Below are 24,866 nucleotides of genomic sequence, written 5' to 3' on the forward strand. Positions count from 1 at the left end.
TTAAGAGCGACTTATTATCAATAAATTGCTAAATAATCACAAGAAGCGTAACTTATTGTATTAGTACTAAGTTTCGATTCTTACTGCTCTATACCCAGATGAGAAAGAAGCGATCGCTAGTACAACGTGGTAGAAATAAACCTAATACCAATTTGAAAAAAGAATGCGACAGATAGGCAGCCCTAAACCCTTGTCCTGTCTGAATTCTTAATTTTGAATTCTTAATTTTGAATTTTGAATTTTGAATTTTGAATTGGTATAATATGTGTAGTCCTGATACTACACTTTCTTTTAGAATTTTTGCATAAATAGAATGCTTTCTGTTGATTAATAATTAGTTAATCACGAATGGCAAAGTCTACTTAACTTATGAGTAAGCTAGTTGTCTTCAGCTTCTTGGGAGGAGATTTAAATCAAGGATTTCCTGTTGTCACGGCTCAACTTTGGTGTCATAACCAATTTGTACCCGTGAAATTAACAGGGAGTCTACCGCCAGCACCAGAACTAAGCGAACTCTACCGCAGATGGCAGTTACTCTACGCAGCAGTTCATCAACGCCTCGATCGTAAAAATCAACGGATAAAAGTACATTCACAAGACATAACCAATATTTCTGTTAATGACTTCGATGAAGTGTGTCAACAGCTACAAGCAAATATCAATGCTTGGTTGAAATTTGAGTCATTTCAGAATATTGAACGGCAGTTGCGAACTCTACTCAGTCGTCATGATGAAATTAGAGTAATTATTGAAACAAATATAGTTCTACTGCATCGCTTGCCTTGGCATCTATGGAATTTTTTTGAAGATTATCCGAATGCGGAATTAGCTTTGAGCAATCAAGAGTATGAATCTCCTCAGCTATTACAAAAATCTCCTACAGGTAAAGTCAAAATTTTAGCAATTCTAGGCAATAGAGTTGGTATTGATATTGAAAAAGACGCCTCTTTGTTACAAGGTTTAACAGATGCTAAAACCACCTTTCTTATAGAACCAACACGGCAAACACTTGATGAGTATTTATGGAATCAGGATTGGGATATTCTATTTTTTGCCGGACATAGCAATAGTCTTGCTGACGGAGAGATTGGAGAAATCTGCATCAATCAAACAGAAAGTTTAGCAATTTCGCAATTGAAAAATGGACTAAAGGCAGCAATTAGACGCGGTTTGAAACTAGCAATTTTCAACTCTTGTGACGGAATTGGTTTAGGACGAAATTTAGCGGATTTAAACATTCCCCAAATGATTGTAATGCGGGAAGGAGTGCCAGATTTAATCGCACAGGAATTTTTAAAAAACTTTCTTACTGCCTTTGCAGATAGCAAACCATTTTACTTGGCTGTGCGAGAAGCGCGAGAAAGACTTCAAGGACTGGAAAATGAATTTCCTTGTGCCAGTTGGTTGCCAGTCATCTGTCAAAATCCTACAACTGTTCCTACTACGTGGCAAGAACTACGTGGTAATTTGGATAATACTAAATTTGTGGGTAAAGTTTCGAGAAAAGGTAAAATTGCGACATCAAAATCTAAGTTTTGGAATGTACTACTTAGTACTTTTCTTGTGGCTGTTTCAACGGTAGGTTTGAGATACTTGGGAGTCTTTGAGAAAATCGAACTGCAAACTTTCGATCGAATGCTACGGCTGGGACTCAAGGAAGATCCAGATCCAAGGTTGATAATTGTAGAAATTACTGAAAAAGATATTCAATCACGACAAGACATCACCAAAGGACTGAAATCCATTTCGGATAGTACGTTAGCTAAATTGCTCAACAAAATACAAAAATATCAACCGCGAGTTATTGGACTGGATATTTATAGAGACTTAGCTGACCCCCCAAACAAATCAAATCTAATACAACTTCCGACTGAACTTAATAAAAAAAACGTTGTTGTTATCTGCAAAAGCCGCGATAGTAAATACGATCTCCAAGGTGTTAAACCTCCGAAAGACGTACCTATAGAACGTCAGGGTTTTACTGATGCAATTCAAGACCCTGATGGTATCGTCCGTCGCCAAATTTTGATGATGGCACAAGAGCCTTCCTCGACTTGTACAACGCCTTATTCGCTCTCGTTGCAATTAGTTACTCGTTACTTATCTTATGAAAATATTAAACCTAAATTTAATGAAGATTATGTACAGTTTGGCTCTAAAGTATTTAAACGCTTAAAACCTAGTCGCAGTGGTGCCTATCAACAAGGAGTTGATTTAGGCGGAAATCAAATACTTGTCAATTACCGTAATACAGATTATCAGAGAGTTTCCCTTGATGATGTATTGAGTAATAAATTCGATCGTAAATCATTTAAAGATAAGGTAGTTATCGTTGGAGTGACAGCTAATACAGTCAGCGATACTTGGTCAACTCCCTACAGTACTGCACAACAAGATTACCAAGAAATATCAGGGGTATTTATACAAGCACAAATGATTAGCCAAGTTTTGAGTGCAGTTTTAGACCAACGTCCAATTCTTGGGGTTTTGCCTTACTGGGGCGATATTCTCTGGATATGCGGCTGGTCTGTAGTTGGGAGTCTGATTATTTGGCGGGTGCGATCGCTCTCACATCAGGGATGCACGATCTTTGTGACAGTTGTCATATTATATGGAATTTGTGCGATCGCTCTTTTAAAACAAGGGCTATGGTTGCCATTTATTCCTTCTGCCTTTGCTGTGGTTGCAAGCGGTGTTGTTGTAGTATTGATTCAACCCCGTCAGGAATTTTTCACGATTTCACAACCCTTAGTTGAATAAAATTTTCCTTTATAACTGAAAAATAACGTCAATTTGATTGATATAAAATCTAATAATCTCCTAACTGAATTCTTTTTTATGTTATCAGAGGATATTTTAAAACTGTTAGACCTCTTGCATAAGTCGAATAGACTCCCCTTAATCCAATACAGTTCAGTTAAGGCTAAAACTCTTTGTCAAAGTCAATTTTTTTAACGAACCGCCAAAGACGCCAAGGACGCAAAGAGAAGAAAGAAATGCTTAACTGAACTGTATTGCCCTTAATCCCCCCGATATATTGGGGGAAACTTGAAATATTGCCCCCTCCCCAATGTGTTGGGGAGGGGTGATTCAAGGATTTTTGTAAGAGGTCTAATGGTATAAGCAATTGACGCTCTTGAGTCCGTCATTAACCGCCATATTTCAAGTCTCCATTGTCGTTGATAATACGGTCGTTTAAATTAATGTCAGGCGTTATGTTTTTTGCTCCTCCGTTATTTTTACAGGGTGCATGGAATCCGATAAAACTAGGAAATTGTTGATTAAGCCCAGTAGGAAATGAACCAGAGCCGGCCTGTGGGTCGGTGTCCCAATCGCAACTGTTCAGAAAATTACCGTTTGGTTGCCATTCCAGCGTGCCATTGTTATTTGTGATGTAATCATTTAGTTGGATACGTGCCTGCTCATTCCAAGTTCCATCTGCGCGGCGACAGTGCGCGTATAACATACCCGGAGAATTCTTGTACAATATCAAAGAATCACAGGACTGGGCAAAGCCTCCCCCTGCTAATGCCGCATTAGGTTTCAGAAGAAATGATCCTGAAAGTACGAGAGGTAAACCAATAATAACTGTCGCAATTCGGCTGAGTTTTTCCAACATATTCGATCTCCTTCGTATGGGAATAAAGCGTTGTGGTTCAGTCTTTTGGTGCGTCTTCAACAACTCAGGGGAAAATTGTTCGCAATCTGTTGTTGTCGTTGTTGTCATCTGTATTTCTCCTAAGATTTGGTTGTTGATGTTAGACATTGTTTCTCTCCAGAATTTCAGATTGTGTTTGAACTGAAGGTAATCGCTTGTTTTCTCCCTTCTGATTTTTAATTGGTAGCAGGGAGTTAATTTTATTCACGGCTGAGAATCAGAGGTTTTTCGCTTTGCCTTCTGATTCTTAATTGGTAGCAGTGAGTTAATGTTATTCACGGCTGAGAATCAGAGGTTTTTCGCTTTGCCTTCTGATTCTTAATTGGTAGCAGTGAGTTGATTTTATTCACGGCTGAGAATCAGAAGTTTTTTCGCCTTGCCTTCTGATTCTTAATTGGTAGCAGTGAGTTGATTTTATTCACCAGGGCAAATGCGCGTAATTTGTGAAAGCCTTGCTGCATAAGGATATTGTTGAAAAAATAGCCTCAATTCTCAAACGCTCAAACCCTTGCTATTGAAGGATTCTTATACTTGAGATGCGTTTGATCTAGTTTATTTACTTGATTCAGTAACGCCAATTTGCTAATATCCTCTCTTATGCATAAGTTGATTAACCTGATACTTACACTCTGGATTGAGGCTTCTAAGCTAAATTTCCTTTTCTATAGGAGAGTCCAATGTCTTTTAGAAGTGCGCCTTTGGACTGGTTACAAGGTCTAGGAATTGCCATTGGAAGTGGGTTCATCGCCTTTTATGCAAATATCTCAGTTGCCCAAATCACCCCAGACGGCACTCTGCCAAATAATTCCAATGTGAAATTAGAGGGCAATACCAGGATTATTGAGGGTGGAACCACAAGAGGGGGTAATCTGTTCCACAGCTTTGGGGAGTTCTCTGTTCCCAATGGCAGTACTGCTTTCTTCAATAATGCACTGGATATTCAGAACATCCTGACACGAGTAACAGGTAAGTCAATTTCTAATATTGATGGTTTAATCAAATCTAACGGCACAGCCAATCTGTTTCTGATTAATCCTAATGGGATTATTTTTGGTAAAGATGCTAGTTTGAACATCGGCGGTTCCTTTGTCACCACAACAGCCAATGCCATTGGGTTTGGCAATTTGGGATTTTTCAGCGCCTCGAATCCAGAAGCACCTTCAGCCTTGTTAACAATAAATCCAAATGCCTTATTATTCAATCAAATTGCGGCTTCCCCGATTCAAAATAGTTCAATTGCGCCAGCAGGAAAAGACCCAGAGGGTTTAAATGCTTTTGGTTTACAAGTTCCAGATGGAAAGAGTTTGCTGCTAGTGGGCGGCGATATCAACATGGATGGTGGGATACTGAATGCTTATGGTGGTCGAGTCGAGTTGGGGGGATTGACATCAAGCGGAACTGTAGCGCTTCAGATAGATGGTAACAACTTTCGCTTGGGCTTTCCTGCTCTTAGTACGCGATCGGATGTTTCTTTAGCTAATGGATCTAGTGTAGATGTAGAAGCTGCTGATGGTGGGAGTATTGCAGTTAACGCCCGGAATTTAGAAGTTTCGGGCAAAAGTGTACTCAGTGCTGGAATAGGAAGTGGTTTGGGGTCATTTAATTCTGTTGCAGGAGATATTACGCTCGATGCCACAGGGGAAATAAAAGTTGTAGGAGAAGGGAGCTATGTTTGGAATGTTGTGCAATCTGCAATGGGCAATGGGGGTAATTTGACAATAAACACTCAACAATTGCTGGTACAGGATGGAGCACAAATCGCTACTGGCACTAGTGGTGAGGGAAAAGGTGGAAATTTGGCTGTTACTGCTGACTCAATACAACTCATCGGAACTCCTAATGATAGTCAGTTACTCACTGGCTTGTTTTCTCAAGCTTTTGGCTCAAAAGGAGCAGGGGGAGATTTAACAATTAATACCCGTCAATTGCTGGTACAGGATGGGGCAGGAGTTAGTACTGGCACTATAAGTGAAGGAAAAAGTGGAAATTTGGCTGTCACTGCTGATTCAATACAACTGATCGGAACTTCTAATGATGGTAAGAGAATCAGTGCCTTGTCTGCTCAAGCTCGTGACTCAAAAGGAGCAGGGGGAGATTTAACAATTCATACCCGTCAATTGCTGGTACAGGATGGGGCAGGAGTTAGTACTGGTACTTTTAATGAGGGAAAAGCTGGGAATTTGGCTATCACTGCTGACTCTATACAACTGATGGGAAGGAATGCTGATGTTTCCAGTAGCTTGTCTGCTCAAGCTAGTCCTCGCTCAAAAGGAGCAGGGGGAGATTTAACAATTCATACCCGTCAATTGCTGGTACAGGATGGGGCAGGAGTTAGTACTGGTACTTTTAGTGAGGGAAAAGCTGGGAATTTGGCTATCACTGCTGACTCTATACAACTGATGGGAACGAATGCTGATGTTCCCAGTGCCTTGTCTGCTCAAGCTAATCTTGGCTCAAAAGGAGCAGGGGGAGATTTAACAATTCATACCCGTCAATTGCTGGTACAGGATGGCGCACAAATCGGTACTGGTACTTTTAGTGAGGGAAAAGCTGGGAATTTGGCTATCACTGCTGACTCTATACAACTGATGGGAAGGAATGCTGATGTTTCCAGTAGCTTGTCTGCTCAAGCTAATCCTCGCTCAAAAGGAGCAGGGGGAGATTTAACAATTCATACCCGTCAATTGCTGGTACAGGATAGGGCACAAGTTAGTACTAGTACTTTTAGTGAGGGAAAAGCTGGGAATTTGGCTATCACTGCTGACTCTATACAACTGATGGGAAGGTATGCTGATGTTCCCAGTGGCTTGTTTACTCAAGCTAATCTTGGCTCAAAAGGAGCAGGGGGAGATTTAACAATTCATACCCGTCAATTGCTGGTACAGGATGGGGCAGGAGTATCTGTGAAAAGTTCAGGACTCGGTAATGCAGGCAACTTGTTCGTGAATGCTGGCTCTATCCGTCTTGACAACAGCACAAAAATAAGCGCTGACACTACAGGAGGTGGTGGAAATATCTTTCTCAACTCACCCTTTTTGATATTGCGTCGAGATAGCAGCATCACCACTAACGCTAGTGGTAATGATATCACTGGTGGTAATATTACCATTGATGCCAAAAATGGTTTTATCGTGGCTGTTCCCAATGAAAATAGCGACATTAGAGCAGATTCCGCTAACTTCCGTGGCGGGAATGTCACCATCAAAAATATTGCAGGCATCTTTGGCATCCAATCTAGAAAAGAGCCTTCGCCAAACACAAGTGATATTACCGCCAAAGGCGCAACGCCTGATTTAAGTGGCAATATAGAAATTACTCGACCTGATGTAGAGCCTAGTAACGGCTTGGTCGAACTCCCAGTTAATTTAGTTGATGCTTCTAGGCAAATTTCCACCGCCTGCACACCTGGAACTCGGCAATTCCAAAATACATTTGTGGCAACAGGACGCGGTGGACTACCCATGAGTCCCACTGAACCATTACAAGATTCAAGTACTGTGTCTGCGTGGGTGAGATTAAGACCAAACGCAGAAAAGGCAAACACAACGCCTGTGCCACAACCAACAGCAGTTTCAACTACTTCCATTGCTGCTACAATTCCTATTGTGGAAGCTTCTGGCTGGGTAATCGATCGCAAGGGAAACATAGAATTAGTAGCACAAGTTCCTCAACTCAACCCCCACAGCCCTTGGCAAACACCTGCTTCCTGTCCGGTATCTCAGGGAGGTGTGAAATATGGCAAAATTTCAGCTGCCAAAGCGAGTAATTAGATTTGCGGTAACTCCCGTAGTCCTATTTACCCTTGCTGTTTTCCTGACTATTATCCCTAGCACATTCGCTAAACAAATCCAGACAAACTCACCAAACGGGTTTCACATCCAAACCAATAAACCTCCAGCTACAATACCACAGCAACTTCTTGAGCAAGGAGAAGCGCTTTATCAAGCTGGACGCTTGACCGAAGCGGTAAATGTTTTACAACAAGCTGTCCGTACCTATCAACGAGAAAGCAATAACCTCGCACAAGCCGCAGCGCTGACTAACCTCTGTCTTGTATACCAGCAACTCGGCTCCTGGAAAGAAGCTTATGCAACTATTGGCAATAGCTTAAATTTGCTTGGCTGGGATGAAATAAATCAAAAGTTAAATGCCAATAATCCCAAATCTGAATTGTTAGAAATTCTGGCACAAACTCTAAATATTCAGGGCGAATTGCAACTAGCACAGGGACAAACTGATGCATCTGTAAAAACATCACAACAAGCAGAGCAAATCTGGAAGAAATTAGGTGATACTGCTGGAGTAACGCGCAGCCGGATTAACCAAGCGCAAGCTCTACGAGTTGCTGGGTTTTACCGCCGTAGCTTGAATATATTAGAGGAAGTATCCAAACAGTTACAAGCTCAACCTGATTCTCTTGTAAAAGTAACAGCTTTGCGATCGCTTGGCAATGTCTTACAACAATTAGGCGAACTAGAGTTATCCCAGAAAAACTTACAACAAAGTTTAGAAATCGCTCAACGTCTGCAACTGCCTCTAGAAATTAGTTTGACGGAATTTAGCCTTGGTAATACTGCTAGGTCGTTAAGTAACATTAAAGATGCGATCGCTCATTATGAAAATGCTGCCAAAATTGCACCAAACTCTCTAGCCAAAGTTCAAGCCCTGATTAATCAGCTGAGTTTGCTGGTTGAAAACGAACGCATCACTGAAGCAAAGTCATTAATACCCACAATTCAATCTCAACTCCCGAATCTGCCTACCAATCAAGCTGGTATTTATGCACGGATCAATTTTGCTCAGACTTTAACCACAATTGGTAATAAAAAAGACATTGCAGAGATTCTGGCAACTAGCGTTCAGCAAGCCAAAATCATCGGCGATGAACGTGCCGAATCCTATGCACTGGGCAGCTTGGGAGAAGTTTACGAACAGAACCAACAATTGCAAGAAGCACAGGATTTGACCCAGCAAGCGTTATTTCTGGCTGAAAAAATCGATGCCTCAGATATAGCTTATCGCCTTGAGTGGCAGTTAGGACGTTTGCTCAAAGCACAGGGAAATATCGAAACCGCCATATCTGCTTATGATGCTGCTGTCACAACTCTTCAGTCTCTTCGCAGCGATTTAGTTGCGGTTAATCGAGAGGTACAGTTCAATTTTCGCGATCGCATAGAACCTCTTTATCGGCAGTCTGTAGAGTTGATTTTACAAGAGAAAGGACAAGGAAAACCAGATTTAGATAAAGCACGTCAGCGAATAGAAGCTTTGCAACTTGCAGAACTCGACAATTTTTTTCGAGAAGCTTGCTTAAGTAACCAATTTGTGGTTTTAGACAAAGTAGTAGACCGCGACAACCCGAATACTGCTATTTTCTACCCGATTATCCTAGATAATTCTTTAGAGATTATTATCAAACTTCCCAAGCAACCGTTGATTCATAAAACTTCTCAAGTTAACCGTAAGCAAGTAGAGCAAGTTATTACAAAAATACGAAAGACAATAGTCGAACCTGATGCTAATCTGCAATTTCAAGCAGTTTCTCAACAACTTTATAACTGGTTAATTAAACCAGTTGAAACAGAGCTTAAAAATAGTAAAGTTAATACTCTAGTCTTTATTCCAGATGGGTTATTGCGAAATATACCGATGTCTGCATTGTATGATGGCAGAGAGTATTTAGCCCAAAAATACTCTGTAGTTATTAGCCCCGGACTGCAACTATTTGCTCCCAAACCTCTAGGACAGAAAACATTAAATGCTCTTGCTGGAGGACTATCGCAACTACCCAAAAATGAAAAGTTTGCACCGCTTCCCTACGTTAAAGTTGAACTGAAATTAATTCAGGAATCAGGGGTATCGACAACTACATTATTGGATAAAAATTTTACCAGTGCAAATTTAGGGAAAACCATCAACGCTCAACCTTTTAAAGTTGTTCACTTGGCAACTCACGGACAATTTAGCTCTAAAGCCAAAGACACTTTTATCCTAGCAGCTGATGGACGTATCAATGTGAGTGAATTAGATAGTTTGCTCAAAAGTAGAGAGCAAAAACTAACAAAACCAGTTGAATTACTTGTTTTGAGCGCTTGCGAAACAGCAGCAGGAGATAACCGAGCTGCATTGGGATTAGCAGGAGTTGCTCTTCGTGCTGGTGCGCGGAGTACTTTAGCTTCTTTATGGCAAATTGGCGATAACTCTACAGCTTTATTTATTGAGGAATTTTACCGCCAGTTAGTGAGTGGTAAAACTACGGCAGAAGCTTTACGCTTTGCTCAATTAAAATTACTTGAAACTCCTGAATATCACCGTCCGATGTACTGGGCACCCTACGTTATAGTTGGTAATTGGTTGTAAAAATCTGGGTTTATAGATACTTTACTGGATCTGAAATGATTAGCGGGTTGGTAACTTTATTAAGGGCATCATAGCGATATTATCTAAATTGATTGATTGCAATAAACTTTGCCAATCTTTTTCAGTAGATGCATCATTAAAATTAGAAATTCGTAGTTGTGCTAGCATATTTAAAGCGTCAAACCAAATTCCTTTTTCAGCATAAATTATAATTTTTTGTCGAGGCTCATTTGCGGCTTTTAATTGTTGCACAACACGCTCATCTAAATTGATTCTTTTAATGTCCCCTTCTACATATACAGGAATGCTTGCTGTCTCTTGGTTACAACGTACTTTGAAATACCAGCGATATGTCTTATCTACTTCTAATGAAGCAGTACTAGAAAGAGAAATCCCAATGATACTTGGCTTTGAAGGTAGGGCGATCGCATTTCTGTAAATATCATTTTCGGCGCTATCCTGTAAGCTAAATTCAGCACTTGAATTAGACAAATTCTTAGTGTAGGGAATGTAAAACCAAAACGTAGGCCGTTCTAAAGTGGTTAGTCCTTCTACAGTCCCGATAATTGATTTGTTTGTCTGTTTGCCAACCTTTTGTTCCTCTTGAAATGGTACTAAGGCAGTGAGCGGGGTTGAAACCGCAGGACAATTATCTCGACTACCCATTCCTGTTCTACGCCCAGATACAGGACTTAATGGAGCAGGTGCTTTTGGCAAAATAAAAACTGGTCGAGAAGTAGGTTGTTGAGGTGAAGCAGGTGTTTTAACTGGTTGTGCAGGCTGTTTATTAGTAGGTGGTTGTTTAGTTTGATCTATTACTTGTGCGGAATATTGAGTAGTGCTGCTCAAAATCAGAGCAGTTGTTAAGATCCATTTCATTAACTTAACAGGTACGATTTTTGCTTGTTGCTATCGTCATCATAAAGGTTAACGTAGCATTTGGTGAAATCGATCGTTACCATTTTTTTGTACGCGATCGCATTTTACTTGAATTGAAGCTAGGACGGCAAGCTTCAGCTTACAAAGCAGCACAGAAAGCACTTAATCGATTTATTCAAGAAATAAAACTTATGGTTAACAGTTTCTGATTGGTGCTAAAACTGTGCTTATTAAGGCTGGTTTGAGTAGTGCGTTAAATCCTCAACCAGCCTTGTCAAAATTTCTCTGATGTTAACTACCAGCTACCGTAAATCCCTGTTTTTCAAACACAGTTTTGGCTTCATTGCTTGATAAAAATTGCACAAAATCCTTAGCAGCATCGACATTTTTACTGCTTTTGAGAATCGCGATCGGATAGACGACGGGAGAATGGGTTTTTTCAGATGCAGTTGCTACAATTTTGACTTTTGGCGTACTTTTAGCATCTGAAAGGTAGACGACTCCAGCATCAGCATTACCTGATTCTACGTAATTGAGAGCTTGACGAACGTCTTTAGCATAGACGGCTTTGCTTTTAACGGTGTCAAGAATTTTTAATGAAGTTAAGATTTGTTGAGCGTATTGTCCAGCAGGGACACTTTTGGGTTCGCCTAGAGCAATTTTCTTAATCCGTGGTGAAGTTAAGTCTTTGAAATCAGCCACAACTGTAGAATTTTGGGGTACTATCAACACCACCTGATTTTTCAGCAAGTTTTTGCGAGTTCCATCAACTAATAAACCTTTTTGCTGTAAAGCATCTATCTGTTTAGTTGCAGCTGAGATAAAAACGTCAACTCCAGCACCCTGTTCAATCTGTTGTTGCAAAGCGCCTGATGAACCAAAGTTGTAGCTCAGAGTAACATTTGGTTTTTCCTTACTGTAGAGAGGTTTGATTTCGTTCATTGCATCTCTGAGGCTAGCAGCTGCTGATATCGTCAAATTTGCTGTTTGGGCTGCTGGGCTAGTAGTTGAGGATAACTTAGGTGTAATTGTTTGACTACAGCCAACGATTAGTAAAAACGAGATAAATACCCAACTGACAAAAGTTAGGATTCGTTTGTTATTCATTTGCAGTCTCTCAAGCATTTTTTCTTAATCAATTCATAATTTACCAATCTAACGACCTAGTAACCAAAAAAACTGGTAAAAAATCACAGATTACCACTTAGAATTGACTGTTATCAATAACTGTGCCGATACTGACTAAAATTTTGTCAGCTTTTTACCAACTTATATGGTAAAAAGCTGAAAATCTGGTAATAATAATGCATCGGGTGTTTTTTAGTACCAACTATTTCAGAAATCAAGTTGGTCTAATAGTATTTGAGGTGTGAGGTTAATGTCTGGTTTTTTACATAATTCATTGTTGATTGCTCCAATCTTATTAGTAGTTAGTCTGGTTAATGCTCAAGGTGCATCAGCTATTCCAGCAGATATGCAGACTACTCAGTCTCCGGCAAAAGAAGGTGTGGTTGCTCAAACAGATAATCAAGCTGTTTTGACTGCACCTATCGGCGTTACTTTATCTGACCAGAGCCAGCAGTTCAACGATCGCAGCAGCAAAAATCCAAACTCAGTCATGAGTCAGGTTACTTCAGTCTCTCAACTATCTGATGTACAACCTACAGATTGGGCATTCCAGGCTTTACAATCTTTAGTTGAGCGCTACGGTTGTATAGCTGGATATCCTAATGGCAGCTTCCAAGGAAATCGGGCAATGACTCGTTATGAGTTTGCCGCAGGTCTTAACGCTTGTCTGAATCGGGTTAATGAATTGATTGCTACTAGCACAGCAGATTTAGTCACAAAAGAAGACTTAGAAACCTTGCGAAAATTGCAAGAAGAATTCGCTGACGGGCTAGTTGAAATACGGGGACGGATAGATGGGTTGGAAGCTCGTAATGCAAACCTGGAAAATCAACAATTTTCAACTACTACCAAGTTAAATGCAGAAATAATTTTCTCTGTTGGGAGTGTGTTTGGTGGGGATAGAGCGCTAGACTCCGATCGCTGGAGAAGAATCGAAGCAGCTCCAGAGGGTACAGCTAGAGAGGCTGCAAGAGCTAACGAGTATACAGCATCGGGTGGACGAAGGCTTCAGGACAACGCGATTTTCAGCGATCGCATCCGCTTGAATTTAATTAGTAGTTTCACTGGTAAAGACCAGTTGTTGACCCGTTTAGAAGCGAACAACACCACAGCCTTTAGTGGGGCAGTCACTGGTACAAACATGACCCGTGTATCGTGGGACGGGAACAACGACAACACCATTGTACTGGGCAAATTATATTATCGCTTCCCGGTAGGTGACAAAATCAATGTCATTGTTGATGCTATTGGTGGGGAGTTCTACGACAACTTCAACACTGTTAACCCTTTGTTGTCCTCAACTCCGATTGGATCTCTTTCGCGGTTTGGTCGATTCTCCCCTATTTACCGTGCCAGTAATACGGGTTCTGCTAGTAATACAGGTTCAGGTGTCAGCGCCATCTTTAAATTGAGCGACGCGATTACTTTATCTGGGGGTTATCTTGCTAGAAGAGCTAACGATCCTAGTGCTGGTGCAGGGCTATTTGATGGTAGTTATGGTGCTTTAGCTCAATTAGCATTCCAGCCCAACGCTTTGCTGTGGGGCTTATTTCATTAAGCATTCAACTTAAGATAAAGAGTATTGCACACAGCTCCCTTAATGATGCCTAAAATAAATACCAACTTAACAGGTATAAAATTAGAAAAATGTATAGACAATTACAATACTTGCTACCAACTAGGTGGTAGATTTTACGACTGATAAAGAGGTAAAAAGCGATGAACTTAACACCCAGTGAGTTAGAACGCTATCACCGCCAAATGATGCTTCCTAATTTTGGAGAAGCAGGACAAAAGCGTTTGAAGTCTGCAACGGTTTTGGTTACAGGTGTAGGGGGATTAGGCGGTACATCAGCGCTTTATTTGGCAGTAGCAGGTGTTGGGCGACTAATTCTAGCTCGGGGTGGTGACTTACGGCTAGACGATCTGAATCGTCAGGTTCTGATGACAAATGATTGGGTAGGTAAGCCAAGAGTATTCAAAGCCAGAGAAACTCTGCAAGCTATTAATCCTGATATTCAAGTAGAAGCAGTTCATGATTACGTTACAAAGGAGAATGTAGACTCTTTAGTGCAATCCGCTGATATAGCTGTTGATTGCGCCCACAATTTCACAGAGCGAAACTTGCTCAACCAAGCTTGCGTGCGCTGGCAAAAACCAATGGTGGAAGCTGCAATGGATGGAATGGAAGCTTACCTGACGACGATTATTCCTGGTGTCACTCCTTGTCTATCATGCTTGTTTCCAGAAAAGCCGGATTGGGATCGGCGTGGGTTCTCGGTTATCGGTGCTGTTTCTGGGACACTAGCTTGTCTTAGTGCATTAGAGGTAATAAAGCTGATTACTAAGTTTAGTGAACCTCTATTGTCACAACTGCTGACAATCGATTTGATGCGAATGGAATTTGCCAAACGACATTCTTACCACGATCCTTCATGTCTAGTGTGTGGTAGCCGTTCTTGCTCGGAAAATTCGCAAGCAGCATCTTTATAAACAACCGAATCTACTCGTCGATAACATTTTTACACTTATCTATGTGACGAATGGCACGCTTGTTAAGACACAGCCCCTGTCTTGACTGGTTCCTAGCCTGGAGGCTAGGAACCGATCCTGGGAGGCTCTGCCTCCAGTGGCTTGACCAGAGGCAGAGCCTCTCGTAATAGATTCCCAGCCTGGAGGCTGGGAACGAGGCAACACAAGACTTTGGGTTTATCTTAGTGCCATTCATATATGTGACTAATGCATAGGATTTAAAAAACCTATTGACTCAATAGGGATTCAGGAGATAAATCAAAAAGTGTATCTTGGATTACATTTTCTCCAATCGGATTGGTATAGGATTTAATACCAGATAAGTTGGTATTTAACCACTAGCAAGATATTCTACTAACCACAACTTCAGTGCCAATCGAATGCACTAACTTAAGCTAAAACCCCTAGATGATAAGGGATTAGAAGAATGGGTAATCCTAGAGACAGCGAGAAAAACTTTTCTCAAATACCAACCTTCTCGATTCCTAGTTTCTGATTCTGCACTTTCCCAAAGTTCTGAAACCATTGAAAATAAATCAATTGTACAAAAAATGAAAAAGCCTATTGGTCAGCCTAAAAAACCGGAACTCAGATCCCGTGTAAACGCACTCCTAGACTCGATGATTGTGAAGTTCTATAAAGAAGTTCCGTTTTCTCAACATATGTTGAACGGTTCGCAAATCAATATGGATTACTACAAGCGGCACAACATTGAAACTATTCTTCGGCTACGGCTAAAACGTACAGTAGATGCACTAGCTATCCGATACTTCACTAAGCATGACCCAGTTCAAGCCAAAGCATGGGCGAAATATACTGAGGAGGAGATGCTTCACGACACCGAGTTCTTCGTCAGGGATCTTGAGGCTGTAGGTGTATCGAAGGATGCGATTTACTCGCAAGAGTCATTGCTCTCAACGAAGCTGCTTATGGGATATTTGCTGTTTGACATTGAATACAAAGATAGTCCACTGGCCTTGATTTCAAGCGTTTACTTTGTCGAATATACAACTGTAAAGACCCAGCCGCAATGGTTAGACAATTTGGCGAAGATTCTGGGCAAAGACAAAATTATCGGAGCTAGAGGACATGTGAACCTCGATCTCAAAGATGACCATGACGATTTCGTGTGGGATGTCCTTGTATCTTTAATCAAGACTCCTGAGGATGAGGAGAAAGTCCTCGAACATATACGTAATGTAGGTCGTCTTTACGTTGCATACTTTATGGAACTCCATCAGGAGTTGATCGTAGGTCAAACTGACGATCTAATCCTTGGAAAATCCCTTGATATGAGTGTGCTAGCGCAGGTGTCTTGATCTATGCAACGTTTTGTTGCAGAAGATTTAAGGATGATTCTTGTGTAGTTTGAGGCAGGTATCTTCTCCCTCTAACTCTAATATCAAGTCCGGTTGAATACTTATCATTAGGACTAACGCGGGAACAAAGCTCATTCAATCATCCTGCAAATATGCAACTTTTGCAAAAAAACTGGCTTGATTCGCGGTTATTTGACCGTTATATCCTTCACTACGCCACTCCAAAACAACTTATTCAACCAGCAATAAAGGAATGGATTGTGCAGGGATTGACCCAAGTAATGCCAACCCTAAAGATTGAACAGTATTTTGAGGCGAAGCGAAACTGGTTTGAAGAATGTGATTACTTAATTGTTGCAGTCGAGGCGATATCGAATGACCTAATCGCTGTATTGGCATCCAGTTGGGTAGAAACAGACTCATTACCCTTTCTGCACATCAAAATACAGATGATTGCAGAGCGTTATCAGAAAACACATCTGCTCAAACATATGTGGGGATTTCACCTTTACAAGGTGAGTCAAGGACATTTTGGATTTCCATCAATTGTTGCTCTAAAAACCTGTCATCCTGCTGTTTTCTCGGCAATGCGGGTGTTCTCACGTTTTGACGGTGTTCAATTGTATCCTCGGATTGAGGATGAAATGCCAGAACCAGAGATAAACGAGATAGCTTGTCTGATTGCAAAGAGTATCTGTCCCGATCTGGAGTTTTGTTTGCATACTGGCGTGATTAAAAATGCTAGTGTACCGAGAGATTTTTATCCCTCGCTTCCAACAACAAAGAAAGCTGACGTAGGACACTATTTCCAAAACAATCTGACTCCAGCAGATCGGCTACTTTGCATTCTTCACATATCAACAGACTTAGCAAAACATCGCATACTACAGGCGTTGGACAAGAAACTATAACCGTTGTTAAAAAAAGGGGTGATTTATGAAGCTTATTACCATTAGACCTGGTTCTTACCGACAGTTTGGCCCGTCAGAGGATTGTATTTTTTACTTGGTGACTAACACGGATATTGTCGATCAATTCTTGATTGAGAAAAGTGGTGCTTATACAGACTATCGAACAGTTACTTATGACCAGGAAGGGTCATTTGAAACAATACTACAAAACGAAATCCCGGAAAAATCGCATATTTTTGTAGTTTCACCAAACTGTTTCTTCCGTTCTCCCAATCCAGAGGTACTGGGGGACAAGCGCAAGCTGATTGCGATGGCTTCCAATTCCACACCAACACCATTAGAAGCTGTGAAGCACTTTCTTGGTGTAATAGAACGAACCGATCCGTATGCTCAGGCAGAGTTTGCTGACCGTTTCTTTGAGTTAGGACAAAAAAGCGATCGCTTAGAAATTGTAGATGAAGAGTACGGCACTCGCGCAATCTTCGACCATCTTAACGATAAATACGAATGGCATTTGCAGGCTGGACCTCTAGAGTGGGGCGAACAACAAATCGCGCCATCAGGAGAAATTAGTGTCTTACCTGCCGATATTTGGGAGTTTAATCCCAATCTTTACCTTGCAATCAATGGTGAGATTGCATTTCGAGGACTACCGATTCTACATAGTGGTGAACCGTCTTTCTTACGAGAGGATCAAGCACGCATTTTCAATCAGCTGCGACATATAAAGCATCACGCGCTGATTGCCAAGGTAGAGCAAGGTGTTGTAACGGATTTGCATCCCACTCACCCGGATGTTGAACCAGCAGCAGAGATGCTTAAAGCAATGGGTGCTGTTGATTCCCGGTATTTAACTATTTGGGAGTTAGGCTTTGCGATCAATACCTCACTCGACTTGCTTTGGGGTAATTATGCTATGAACGAAGTTTATGGTGGTACTAGTGGAGCGCTGCACTTTGGGCTTGGTCTGACACCTTACACACAGTACCATCTCGATTTGATTTGTCCCGGTATTCGGGTATATGGAAAGGATAAAAAGCTACTTCTCGGTACTCCAGAACTCACTAGCGCTGTTACTAGATGAGCCAAATTACTAATTCGTAATTCGTAATTCGTAATTAAAAGGCTACAAAGCCAACACGTTCATCAAAAATTTAGTGGTCAACAAGACAGTGGAGGGTTCAGCAGCCCCACTGATAGCGCAGCGTAAAGCCTTCTCTACGAGAGGCTGCGCCAACGGCATGGCTTCGCTTAGAGCGAGTCCGCGAGCGTCTTGCAACTACAAATTACGTTAGCGTCGCGATAGCGAGTCCGCGTACTTTTGCAAAGAACCAAGCTAGCAAGAGCGTCTCATAGAGAGCGGTATTACGAATTATTTTGACAAAGCTTGCTATGTTGTCTAGATTTTGGGGAGGGTAACTATGATTGACCTCACAGGAAAAGTAGTACTCATTACAGGAGCGGCTCGTGGTATAGGCGAGGCATCTGCACGCGCTGTTGTAGCTGCCGGTGGTTATGTAGTAGTTAACGATGTACTTACAGAACAACTTGATGTTTTACAAGCTGATTTAGGCTCTGAGCGCTGTCACGTAGTTGTTTGCGATCTGGCTGATGTCACGGCTGTACCATATCTATGGGAGCGTGCAACTGACTGGCGAGATGGCATTGATGTACTTGTGAACAATGCAGGAGTGTATGAAAAAGCACTTATCGAAGGTGATTTTGAGGACTGGCATACTTCTTGGATACGTACACTCAATATTAACCTAGTTGCTCCGGCATCCCTGTGTCGTGAGGCTATCCATCACTTTAAACAGCAAGGTGGTGGAAAGATTATTAACATTGCCAGCAGAGCAGGATTCCGAGGTGACTTGCCTGACTATACGCACTACGCAGCATCGAAAGGAGGAATGCTTGCTCTGTCTCGTACAATTGCTCGTGGATTTGCCGATAAGAATATCCTAGTTTATGCGATCGCTCCTGGATTTGTCCGTACAGAACTCAACGCCGAGTACTTCGATAGCTATGGTGAGTCAGCTGCTATCTCCCAGACACCACTAGGAGAAATGGCAATGCCACAGGATATTGCTAACGTTGTAATTTTTCTAGCATCAGATTTGGCACGTCATGTGACAGGCGCTACCATTGATGTGAATGGGGCGAGTTACGTCCGTTGAAGGTTGCAGGCTGCTGACAGCAAGTATAGGGATGAAAGTTAGATGGATAGTCAACACTTTCCGCTTCGAGGCGGATGTCACTGTGGCAACCTCAAACTTATATTTAACAGCACACAGACTCCAAACCGATTAGCTGTCCGGACGTGCGCTTGTTCCTTCTGTCGGAAACACGGCACACGTAGTACCTCAGATCCCAATGGAGACTTGCAAATTCAGATTATCAATCCTGAGCAAGTCATTCGTTATCGCTTTGGTATGCACACAGCCGACTTCCTAATTTGCGGTTGCTGCGGCATTTATGTTGCCGCTCTCATACAGAATGAAACACAGCAGTCCTTTGCCACCATCAATGTCAATGTCCTAGATTGCGCTCAGTTAGTCTCTCAAGATTCAGTAACTGTGGACTACGATGGAGAGACTATGCGATCGCGACAAGAACGACGTTTACGAGCTTGGACACCAGTCGTTTCGATTGAAGAACAGAATTCTCAGTCCTAATTAGTCGATCTAAATCAAAAGTGTCAATGTTTTTAGACTTGGACTTGCTTTTACACGCACCTTTATTCAAGCCTTAGTGCAGTATATACCGCACAGATAATTGATCGGCATTGGTTTGTAATGCGGACTTTCAGTTTGCACGATCGGCAACGTTCTTAATCAAAATAGGATACTTACCGCTGTAGCGAGCAATAACTGTTATATATCTGCATTAGCTCAATAAAGCTCTTTGATTCAGACAAAAAGGCAAATATTTAGCCATTGTTTGTATTTTTTTAAGGAAGTAATTGGTGAAAAAAATGAACTTTTTAAGTAAGAATTCAGGAGCCAGAATGTTGAAAAATTTAGTCAAATTCTTCTCGGTCAATAGACGAATTATGCGCTCATTGCTTTTAAATTCTGACTTCTGACTCCTGGGTGCTGAATTCTTACCTTTTTAACTAGTAGTCTGCCAACCCAAAATTGTTAGGTGAGGGCTGGGAAAAGAAGTTCATATTAAAGGTTAAAGAAGTAAACATATGAGTCCCTTTCCCCCTTAAAAGAGCCAAGTTTCCTTGGCGAACTACTAGTTGCTGAAAAAACCATATATTTTATTCATTGCTTAGACGATATAAAACAGCGTATTAATAATTATTGTCGCTGTTTAAAAATCGTTCTATTTGTATTGGTTGAAATTATCTTAATTTTCAAGTTTTAAAAATTAAAAAATATTTATTTATGGCTTGTGTTTTTCAGAAAATAGTTGTATGTTCAATTTAGCTTGTACAAGCAGATAAACATTAACCAAAATAGAGTCATAACCATGAAGAAAGTAAACAAGAATGGTCGTTACCTTGGCACATTGTTAGGTTAATCTTTTTGGATTAGCTAACTACTGCTCAATTTGTATTTCCGGGTTTTTAAATAGCCCTCAACAACAAACGTTAACCAGAATGGAGAAATAACCATGAAGAAAGTAAACAAGAACGGTCGTTACCTTGGCACATTGTTAGGCTAATCTTTTTTGATTAAGCCAGTTAGCATTTAAGTTGCATTTGTAAGAGGTTGTTAAATAAATCTCAAGAATTCAGAATATTTAATAAATCTGAGTTCTACAAGATGTAATTTAATTGGATAACAGCCTAATAGATAGGGGGGATTTACCCCTCCTATTTATTCAAATAACATTTTTTTATAGCAAAAAAATTGTAGATGATGAAATAATAGATTTTCAGAATCAATCGAAGTTCATATACACTTGTTAATTTGAGTGCAGATATAGTAATAACCACAAAACATAGTATTTTAAGTTGTTTTTAAAAAAATTCTGTAAAGAATCAACATTTTCTATTTACGGATATTATCAACATGGAAACTATACTCATCCGTCCACAACGCCTTCGTCAATTTGGAGCTAGCGAAGATAGTCATTTCTGCCTTGTTACCAACTCCTCTTTAGTAAACCAGTTTCAAATTGTAGAAGATAGCGGCTATACTTCTACAAAAATTGTGCCTTACGATGCAGAGCGATCGCTTGAAGAGTTGTTTGACGAGAGTATTCCTGAGCCAGCCCATATTCTTGTGATTTCTCCCCAATACTTCTTTGAGTCTCCTGCACCCGAAAAGCTGGGACAGCGCAAACTAGTTGTCATGCCTTGCAATTCCACACCAACGCCATTATTAGCGATTCAGCATTTTTTGGGAATCATGGAGCGCACCGATCCGGAAAAACTAGAAGCCTTTGCAGAACGCTTTTTTGATTTGGGAAGGAATAGTGAGTATCTGGAAATTATCAACGAAGCTCAAGGTACTAAAGCAATTTTTGAACACCTAGATGAGAGCTATGAATGGAACCAGCAGGCAGGATTTATCGAATGGGGAGAGCAGCAAATTGCCCCAGGAGGAGAACTCAGCGCTCTACCTGATGACATTATGCGATTTAACGCCAACCTCAGATTAGCAGTGAACGGTGAGATTGCATTGCAAGGTCAGCCTACAGTCCACTCAGGAACAGTTTCCTTTTTACCTGAAGATCGGGCGCGAATTTACAAAGGGCTTGAGTGTATGCGCGATCGCGCAGTCATTGCTACAGTTAAAAACGGTCTGATTACAGAGTTACGAGCATCTCATCCAGAAGCTCAACCAGCAGTTGATATGCTCAATAATATGTTTATGTTAGATTCCCGTTACCGGATTATTTGGGAAATGGGGTTTGGCATTAATACCGCTCACGAACTTCTACCTGGTAATTTTGGTATGAACGAAACTTATGGCGGCAGTAACGGGGTGTTCCATTTAGGAATCGGTTTGACACCTTATACTCAATATGCTCTGATCCTGATCTGCCCAGATACCCAAGTACTGGGTCGGAATGGAGAGGCACTTGTTGGCAAGCCAGCAACGCTTTTAGCAACAAAATAATGCACTGTAATTTAAATGTGTAAGTATGTTTGCGTTTCTGTCGAACTAATGATACTACTACCCATAAAACTCTTTTATGAATCAAGAGTTTGGTTTGTTAATTGACGGCAACTGGTGTAATAGCAGCGATAATCGTTTTGGGGAATTAATCAATCCAGCTAACGAACAGGTAATAGGACGGGTAGCTTATGCAAGTCAAACCGATCTTGACCGAGCACTCGCTGCTGCCCAAAAAAGCTTTTTAACTTGGCGTGATACACCAGTAAGTACTCGTGTGAAGATATTAGAGCGGGCAGCGACATTACTCTATGACCGTATTGATGCTGCCGCACTCTTGCTTACCTGCGAACAAGGTAAGCCAGTAAGCGAATCCCGCCAAGAATTGATCCGAGCAACCGAAACCATTGCTTGGAACGCCAAAGAAGCAGAACGAATTTTGGAGTGCCGTAGTTTTCCTGTGACAGACTATCACAGGTTTATCGTACCTGAACCAATTGGTGTTGTCGCTGCCTTTACGCCGTGGAACTATCCAGCAGTTGTTTCTGCCCGAAAAATAGCACCAGCACTTGCTGCTGGCTGCACAATAATTCTCAAGGCTGCGGAAGAAACACCAAGTTCAGCTGTAGCGATCGCAACGGCATTAATTGATGCCGGATTGCCACCTGGTGTAGTCAATTTAGTTTTTGGCGATCCACCAGTGATTTCTAAACACCTGCTGGCTTCACCAATTATCAGGAAGCTTTCTTTCACGGGTTCGACAGTAGTCGGGAAACAGTTGGCAAAGCTAGCTACAGATAATCTAGTACGCTGTACCCTGGAACTTGGCGGTCATGCACCAGCGATCGTCTTTGCAGATGCAGATATTGATGCTGCTGCTGAAGCGATCGCTGCTTACAAGTTTAAAGGCTCTGGTCAAAGTTGCAATGCACCTAGCCGAATTTATGTGCATGAAACTCTCTATGAACCATTCCTCAAACGGTTTACAGAACTTGTACAAAATATTCGCGTCGGTGATGGGATGGACGAGAACACTGATATGGGACCAATGGCAAACCCCCGTCGAATTGCAGCAATGGAACGCTTAGTTGCTGATGCAGTAGTTAAAGGCGGGTGTGTGGTAACTGGAGGAAAAAGGCTGCCAAGACCAGGATATTTCTTTTTGCCTACAGTACTGACTGAAGTTCCAGACGATGCAGCCATTATGAATGAGGAACCATTCGGCCCGGTCATCCCCATCGCACCTTTTGCTGATTTTGATGAAGTAATTCATCGAGCAAATAATAATCCTTATGGACTTGCAGCTTACGTATTTACTAGTTCGCCTGTAGTAGCAGAGGCTGCCGCTAGGGCTTTAGAAGTAGGTAATGTCGGCATCAATCAACTGAGTGGAGTGCCTCCTAATGCACCAGTGGGAGGTATTAAAGACAGTGGCTATGGATATGAAGGCGGAACTGGAGGACTCGAAGCTTTTCTTAACCTCAAGTTGCTCAGTCAAAAGGTCTTATAGGAATCCGCTTTGATTCGGAGAAATTATTTGCGTAGGGAGGGAATAGGGAATAGGGAATAGGGAACAGGGAAGAAGAAATGTGTACTGAGTTTTTTCACGCAATCAAATACGAGTCCTATATAACTATCTATGTCAACAAAACCAACTATTAATTCCAAAATTCGTTTAGCCACTCATAATGATGTTTCTAGCATAATCAATATTATGCGTGAGGTTTATATTGAGCATGGTCTTGTATTTGATGTTTCTCAAGAAATCCCAGATATTTTAGATTTTGAGCAAAAATACAATCAAAAATCTGCTGCTTTCTTTGTTCTATTAGTGCAAGAAGAAATTATTGGGACTGTAGGTGTAAAAATAATCAAATCTTCAGAAGCTGAAATCGTCAGGCTTTATCTTAAACGGGATTTTCGAGGTCTTGGTTTAGGCTACCAATTACTTAAAACTGCGGTTGACTGGGCACAATTACAGGGAAAAACTCATATAGAACTATGGTCTTTTACTCAATTTACCCAAGGTCATCGTCTCTATAATCAATTTGGCTTTACCCAACTTGATACACGCCAAATGAATGATGTTAATCAAACTCAAATGTACGGTTTTGCATTTTCAATCTAAATACTCTAAATAATTTTTGATGAATCATCCGAAATATTAAATATTGTTGACATAATGAGAGGACAGCGAAATGAAAAGCAATTATGTTATTTCCGGAGGTCAAAAGGGTAAAGACCGTCTAAAAGTACTAGCAGAAGTGGTGCAACAAACTACACTAAATCTTTTAAAAAACGTTGGAGTTAGTGAAGGAATGCACTGTCTAGACGTGGGATGTGGAGGTGGTGATGTAACTATAGAGATAGCTAAATTAATAGGAGAAAAAGGTAAAGTCATTGGCATCGATATGGATAGTAGTATTATCCAGTTGATTCAAGAAGAATTTCAACAGGAATTTACTAATATTCAATTAAGAGCATTAAATGCTTTTGATCTCGATGAAGAATCACAATACGATCTGACTTATTCTCGGTTTTTACTAGCACATTTAACAAATCCCGGAATAGTGACTACAAAAATGTATCATGCTTTAAAGCCTGGGGGAGTTGCTATAGTTGAAGAAACAGACTTTTCTGGATATTACTGTCATCCAGAATCCCAGGCTTTTGCAAGATATCTTGAACTACACCGCCAGGTAATTGATCGAAGAGGTGGAAATGTTGATCTGGGAGCTAAAATTCCTAAAATTTTGAGAGAGTCAGGGTTTAAAAATATTCAAGTGAATTTAGTACAACCAATATTTACAAAACTTTCAGAAAAAATAATTCCCCAAATAACACTGCTGAATATTAAAGAAGCAATTATTTTCGAAAAGCTTGCCTCACCAAAGGAGATAGATTCTATTTTAGCAGAGCTAGGTCAATTTATTGAAAAGCCAGAAAGTATCATAGTCTTTGCTAGATTATTCCAGGTTTGGGGGTACAAGTAAAAGTTGAATATTTT

17 protein-coding genes and 1 pseudogene are annotated in these 24,866 nt (G+C 41.0%); 15 read left to right on the forward strand and 3 right to left on the reverse strand.

Annotated elements, in window-relative coordinates; genetic code table 11:
- The first annotated feature begins 369 nt into the window (after positions 1-369).
- Positions 370-2,760: a CHASE2 domain-containing protein gene (locus tag ACR5KR_RS28735; RefSeq protein WP_448268878.1), complete on the forward strand. Its 2,391-nt coding sequence runs from the start codon at positions 370-372 to the stop codon at positions 2,758-2,760.
- A gap of 388 nt (positions 2,761-3,148) precedes the next feature.
- Here ACR5KR_RS28735 and ACR5KR_RS28740 read toward each other — a convergent pair whose 3' ends face one another.
- Positions 3,149-3,766 carry a CVNH domain-containing protein gene (locus ACR5KR_RS28740; RefSeq protein WP_448268879.1) on the reverse strand — a complete coding sequence of 206 codons (618 nt, stop codon included), beginning with the start codon at positions 3,764-3,766 and terminating at the stop codon, positions 3,149-3,151.
- 569 nt (positions 3,767-4,335) lie between these two features.
- On the opposite strand from ACR5KR_RS28740, the gene ACR5KR_RS28745 reads away from it, so the two are divergent.
- Both ACR5KR_RS28745 and ACR5KR_RS28750 read left to right on the forward strand, forming a co-directional pair.
- Positions 4,336-7,428, forward strand: a complete 3,093-nt coding sequence (locus ACR5KR_RS28745; RefSeq protein WP_448268880.1) for a two-partner secretion domain-containing protein — start codon at positions 4,336-4,338, stop codon at positions 7,426-7,428.
- On the forward strand, positions 7,394-10,018 hold the full coding sequence (locus tag ACR5KR_RS28750) for a CHAT domain-containing protein (protein ID WP_448268881.1): 2,625 nt from the start codon (positions 7,394-7,396) through the stop codon (positions 10,016-10,018). The genes ACR5KR_RS28745 and ACR5KR_RS28750 overlap by 35 nt, the downstream gene beginning before the upstream one ends.
- A 39-nt stretch (positions 10,019-10,057) precedes the next feature.
- Here the strand turns inward: ACR5KR_RS28750 and ACR5KR_RS28755 are convergent, their stop codons facing one another.
- Positions 10,058-10,897, reverse strand: coding sequence for a DUF928 domain-containing protein (locus ACR5KR_RS28755; RefSeq protein WP_445628632.1), 840 nt, complete (start codon positions 10,895-10,897; stop codon positions 10,058-10,060).
- Positions 10,898-10,917: 20 nt separating this feature from the next.
- On the opposite strand from ACR5KR_RS28755, the gene ACR5KR_RS28760 reads away from it, so the two are divergent.
- Complete coding sequence (locus ACR5KR_RS28760; RefSeq protein WP_445628633.1) at positions 10,918-11,106, forward strand: hypothetical protein; 189 nt, start codon at positions 10,918-10,920, stop codon at positions 11,104-11,106.
- Between the two features lie 82 nt (positions 11,107-11,188).
- Here the strand turns inward: ACR5KR_RS28760 and modA are convergent, their stop codons facing one another.
- Positions 11,189-12,004, reverse strand: a complete 816-nt coding sequence (gene modA, locus ACR5KR_RS28765; RefSeq protein WP_448268882.1) for a molybdate ABC transporter substrate-binding protein — start codon at positions 12,002-12,004, stop codon at positions 11,189-11,191.
- A gap of 271 nt (positions 12,005-12,275) precedes the next feature.
- Between modA and ACR5KR_RS28770 the strand changes: the two are divergent.
- The 11 genes and pseudogenes from ACR5KR_RS28770 to ACR5KR_RS28820 all read left to right on the forward strand — a co-directional run.
- Positions 12,276-13,556, forward strand: a pseudogene (locus tag ACR5KR_RS28770) (iron uptake porin); the annotation flags it as partial.
- A 188-nt stretch (positions 13,557-13,744) separates the two neighbouring features.
- Positions 13,745-14,518: a HesA/MoeB/ThiF family protein gene (locus ACR5KR_RS28775; RefSeq protein ID WP_448268883.1), complete on the forward strand. Its 774-nt coding sequence runs from the start codon at positions 13,745-13,747 to the stop codon at positions 14,516-14,518.
- A gap of 590 nt (positions 14,519-15,108) precedes the next feature.
- Positions 15,109-15,876: a hypothetical protein gene (locus ACR5KR_RS28780; RefSeq protein ID WP_445628638.1), complete on the forward strand. Its 768-nt coding sequence runs from the start codon at positions 15,109-15,111 to the stop codon at positions 15,874-15,876.
- 152 nt (positions 15,877-16,028) lie between these two features.
- Complete coding sequence (locus ACR5KR_RS28785; protein WP_448268884.1) at positions 16,029-16,787, forward strand: hypothetical protein; 759 nt, start codon at positions 16,029-16,031, stop codon at positions 16,785-16,787.
- A gap of 25 nt (positions 16,788-16,812) precedes the next feature.
- Positions 16,813-17,871, forward strand: a complete 1,059-nt coding sequence (locus tag ACR5KR_RS28790) for a hypothetical protein (protein ID WP_448268885.1) — start codon at positions 16,813-16,815, stop codon at positions 17,869-17,871.
- A gap of 337 nt (positions 17,872-18,208) precedes the next feature.
- Positions 18,209-18,964, forward strand: coding sequence for an SDR family NAD(P)-dependent oxidoreductase (locus tag ACR5KR_RS28795; RefSeq protein ID WP_445628641.1), 756 nt, complete (start codon positions 18,209-18,211; stop codon positions 18,962-18,964).
- A 42-nt stretch (positions 18,965-19,006) separates the two neighbouring features.
- Entirely contained in the window at positions 19,007-19,462 is a 456-nt protein-coding gene (locus ACR5KR_RS28800; RefSeq protein ID WP_448268886.1) for a hypothetical protein, read from the forward strand.
- A gap of 1,347 nt (positions 19,463-20,809) precedes the next feature.
- Entirely contained in the window at positions 20,810-21,862 is a 1,053-nt protein-coding gene (locus ACR5KR_RS28805; RefSeq protein ID WP_448268887.1) for a hypothetical protein, read from the forward strand.
- A 76-nt stretch (positions 21,863-21,938) separates the two neighbouring features.
- A complete protein-coding gene (locus tag ACR5KR_RS28810; RefSeq protein WP_448268888.1) occupies positions 21,939-23,369 on the forward strand; it encodes an NAD-dependent succinate-semialdehyde dehydrogenase in 1,431 nt (476 codons plus the stop codon).
- 129 nt (positions 23,370-23,498) lie between these two features.
- Positions 23,499-23,987, forward strand: coding sequence for a GNAT family N-acetyltransferase (locus tag ACR5KR_RS28815; RefSeq protein WP_448268889.1), 489 nt, complete (start codon positions 23,499-23,501; stop codon positions 23,985-23,987).
- 70 nt (positions 23,988-24,057) lie between these two features.
- Positions 24,058-24,852, forward strand: a complete 795-nt coding sequence (locus ACR5KR_RS28820; RefSeq protein WP_448268890.1) for a methyltransferase domain-containing protein — start codon at positions 24,058-24,060, stop codon at positions 24,850-24,852.
- Positions 24,853-24,866: the final 14 nt, after the last annotated feature.

Source organism: Nostoc sp. DSM 114159, assembly GCF_053470285.1.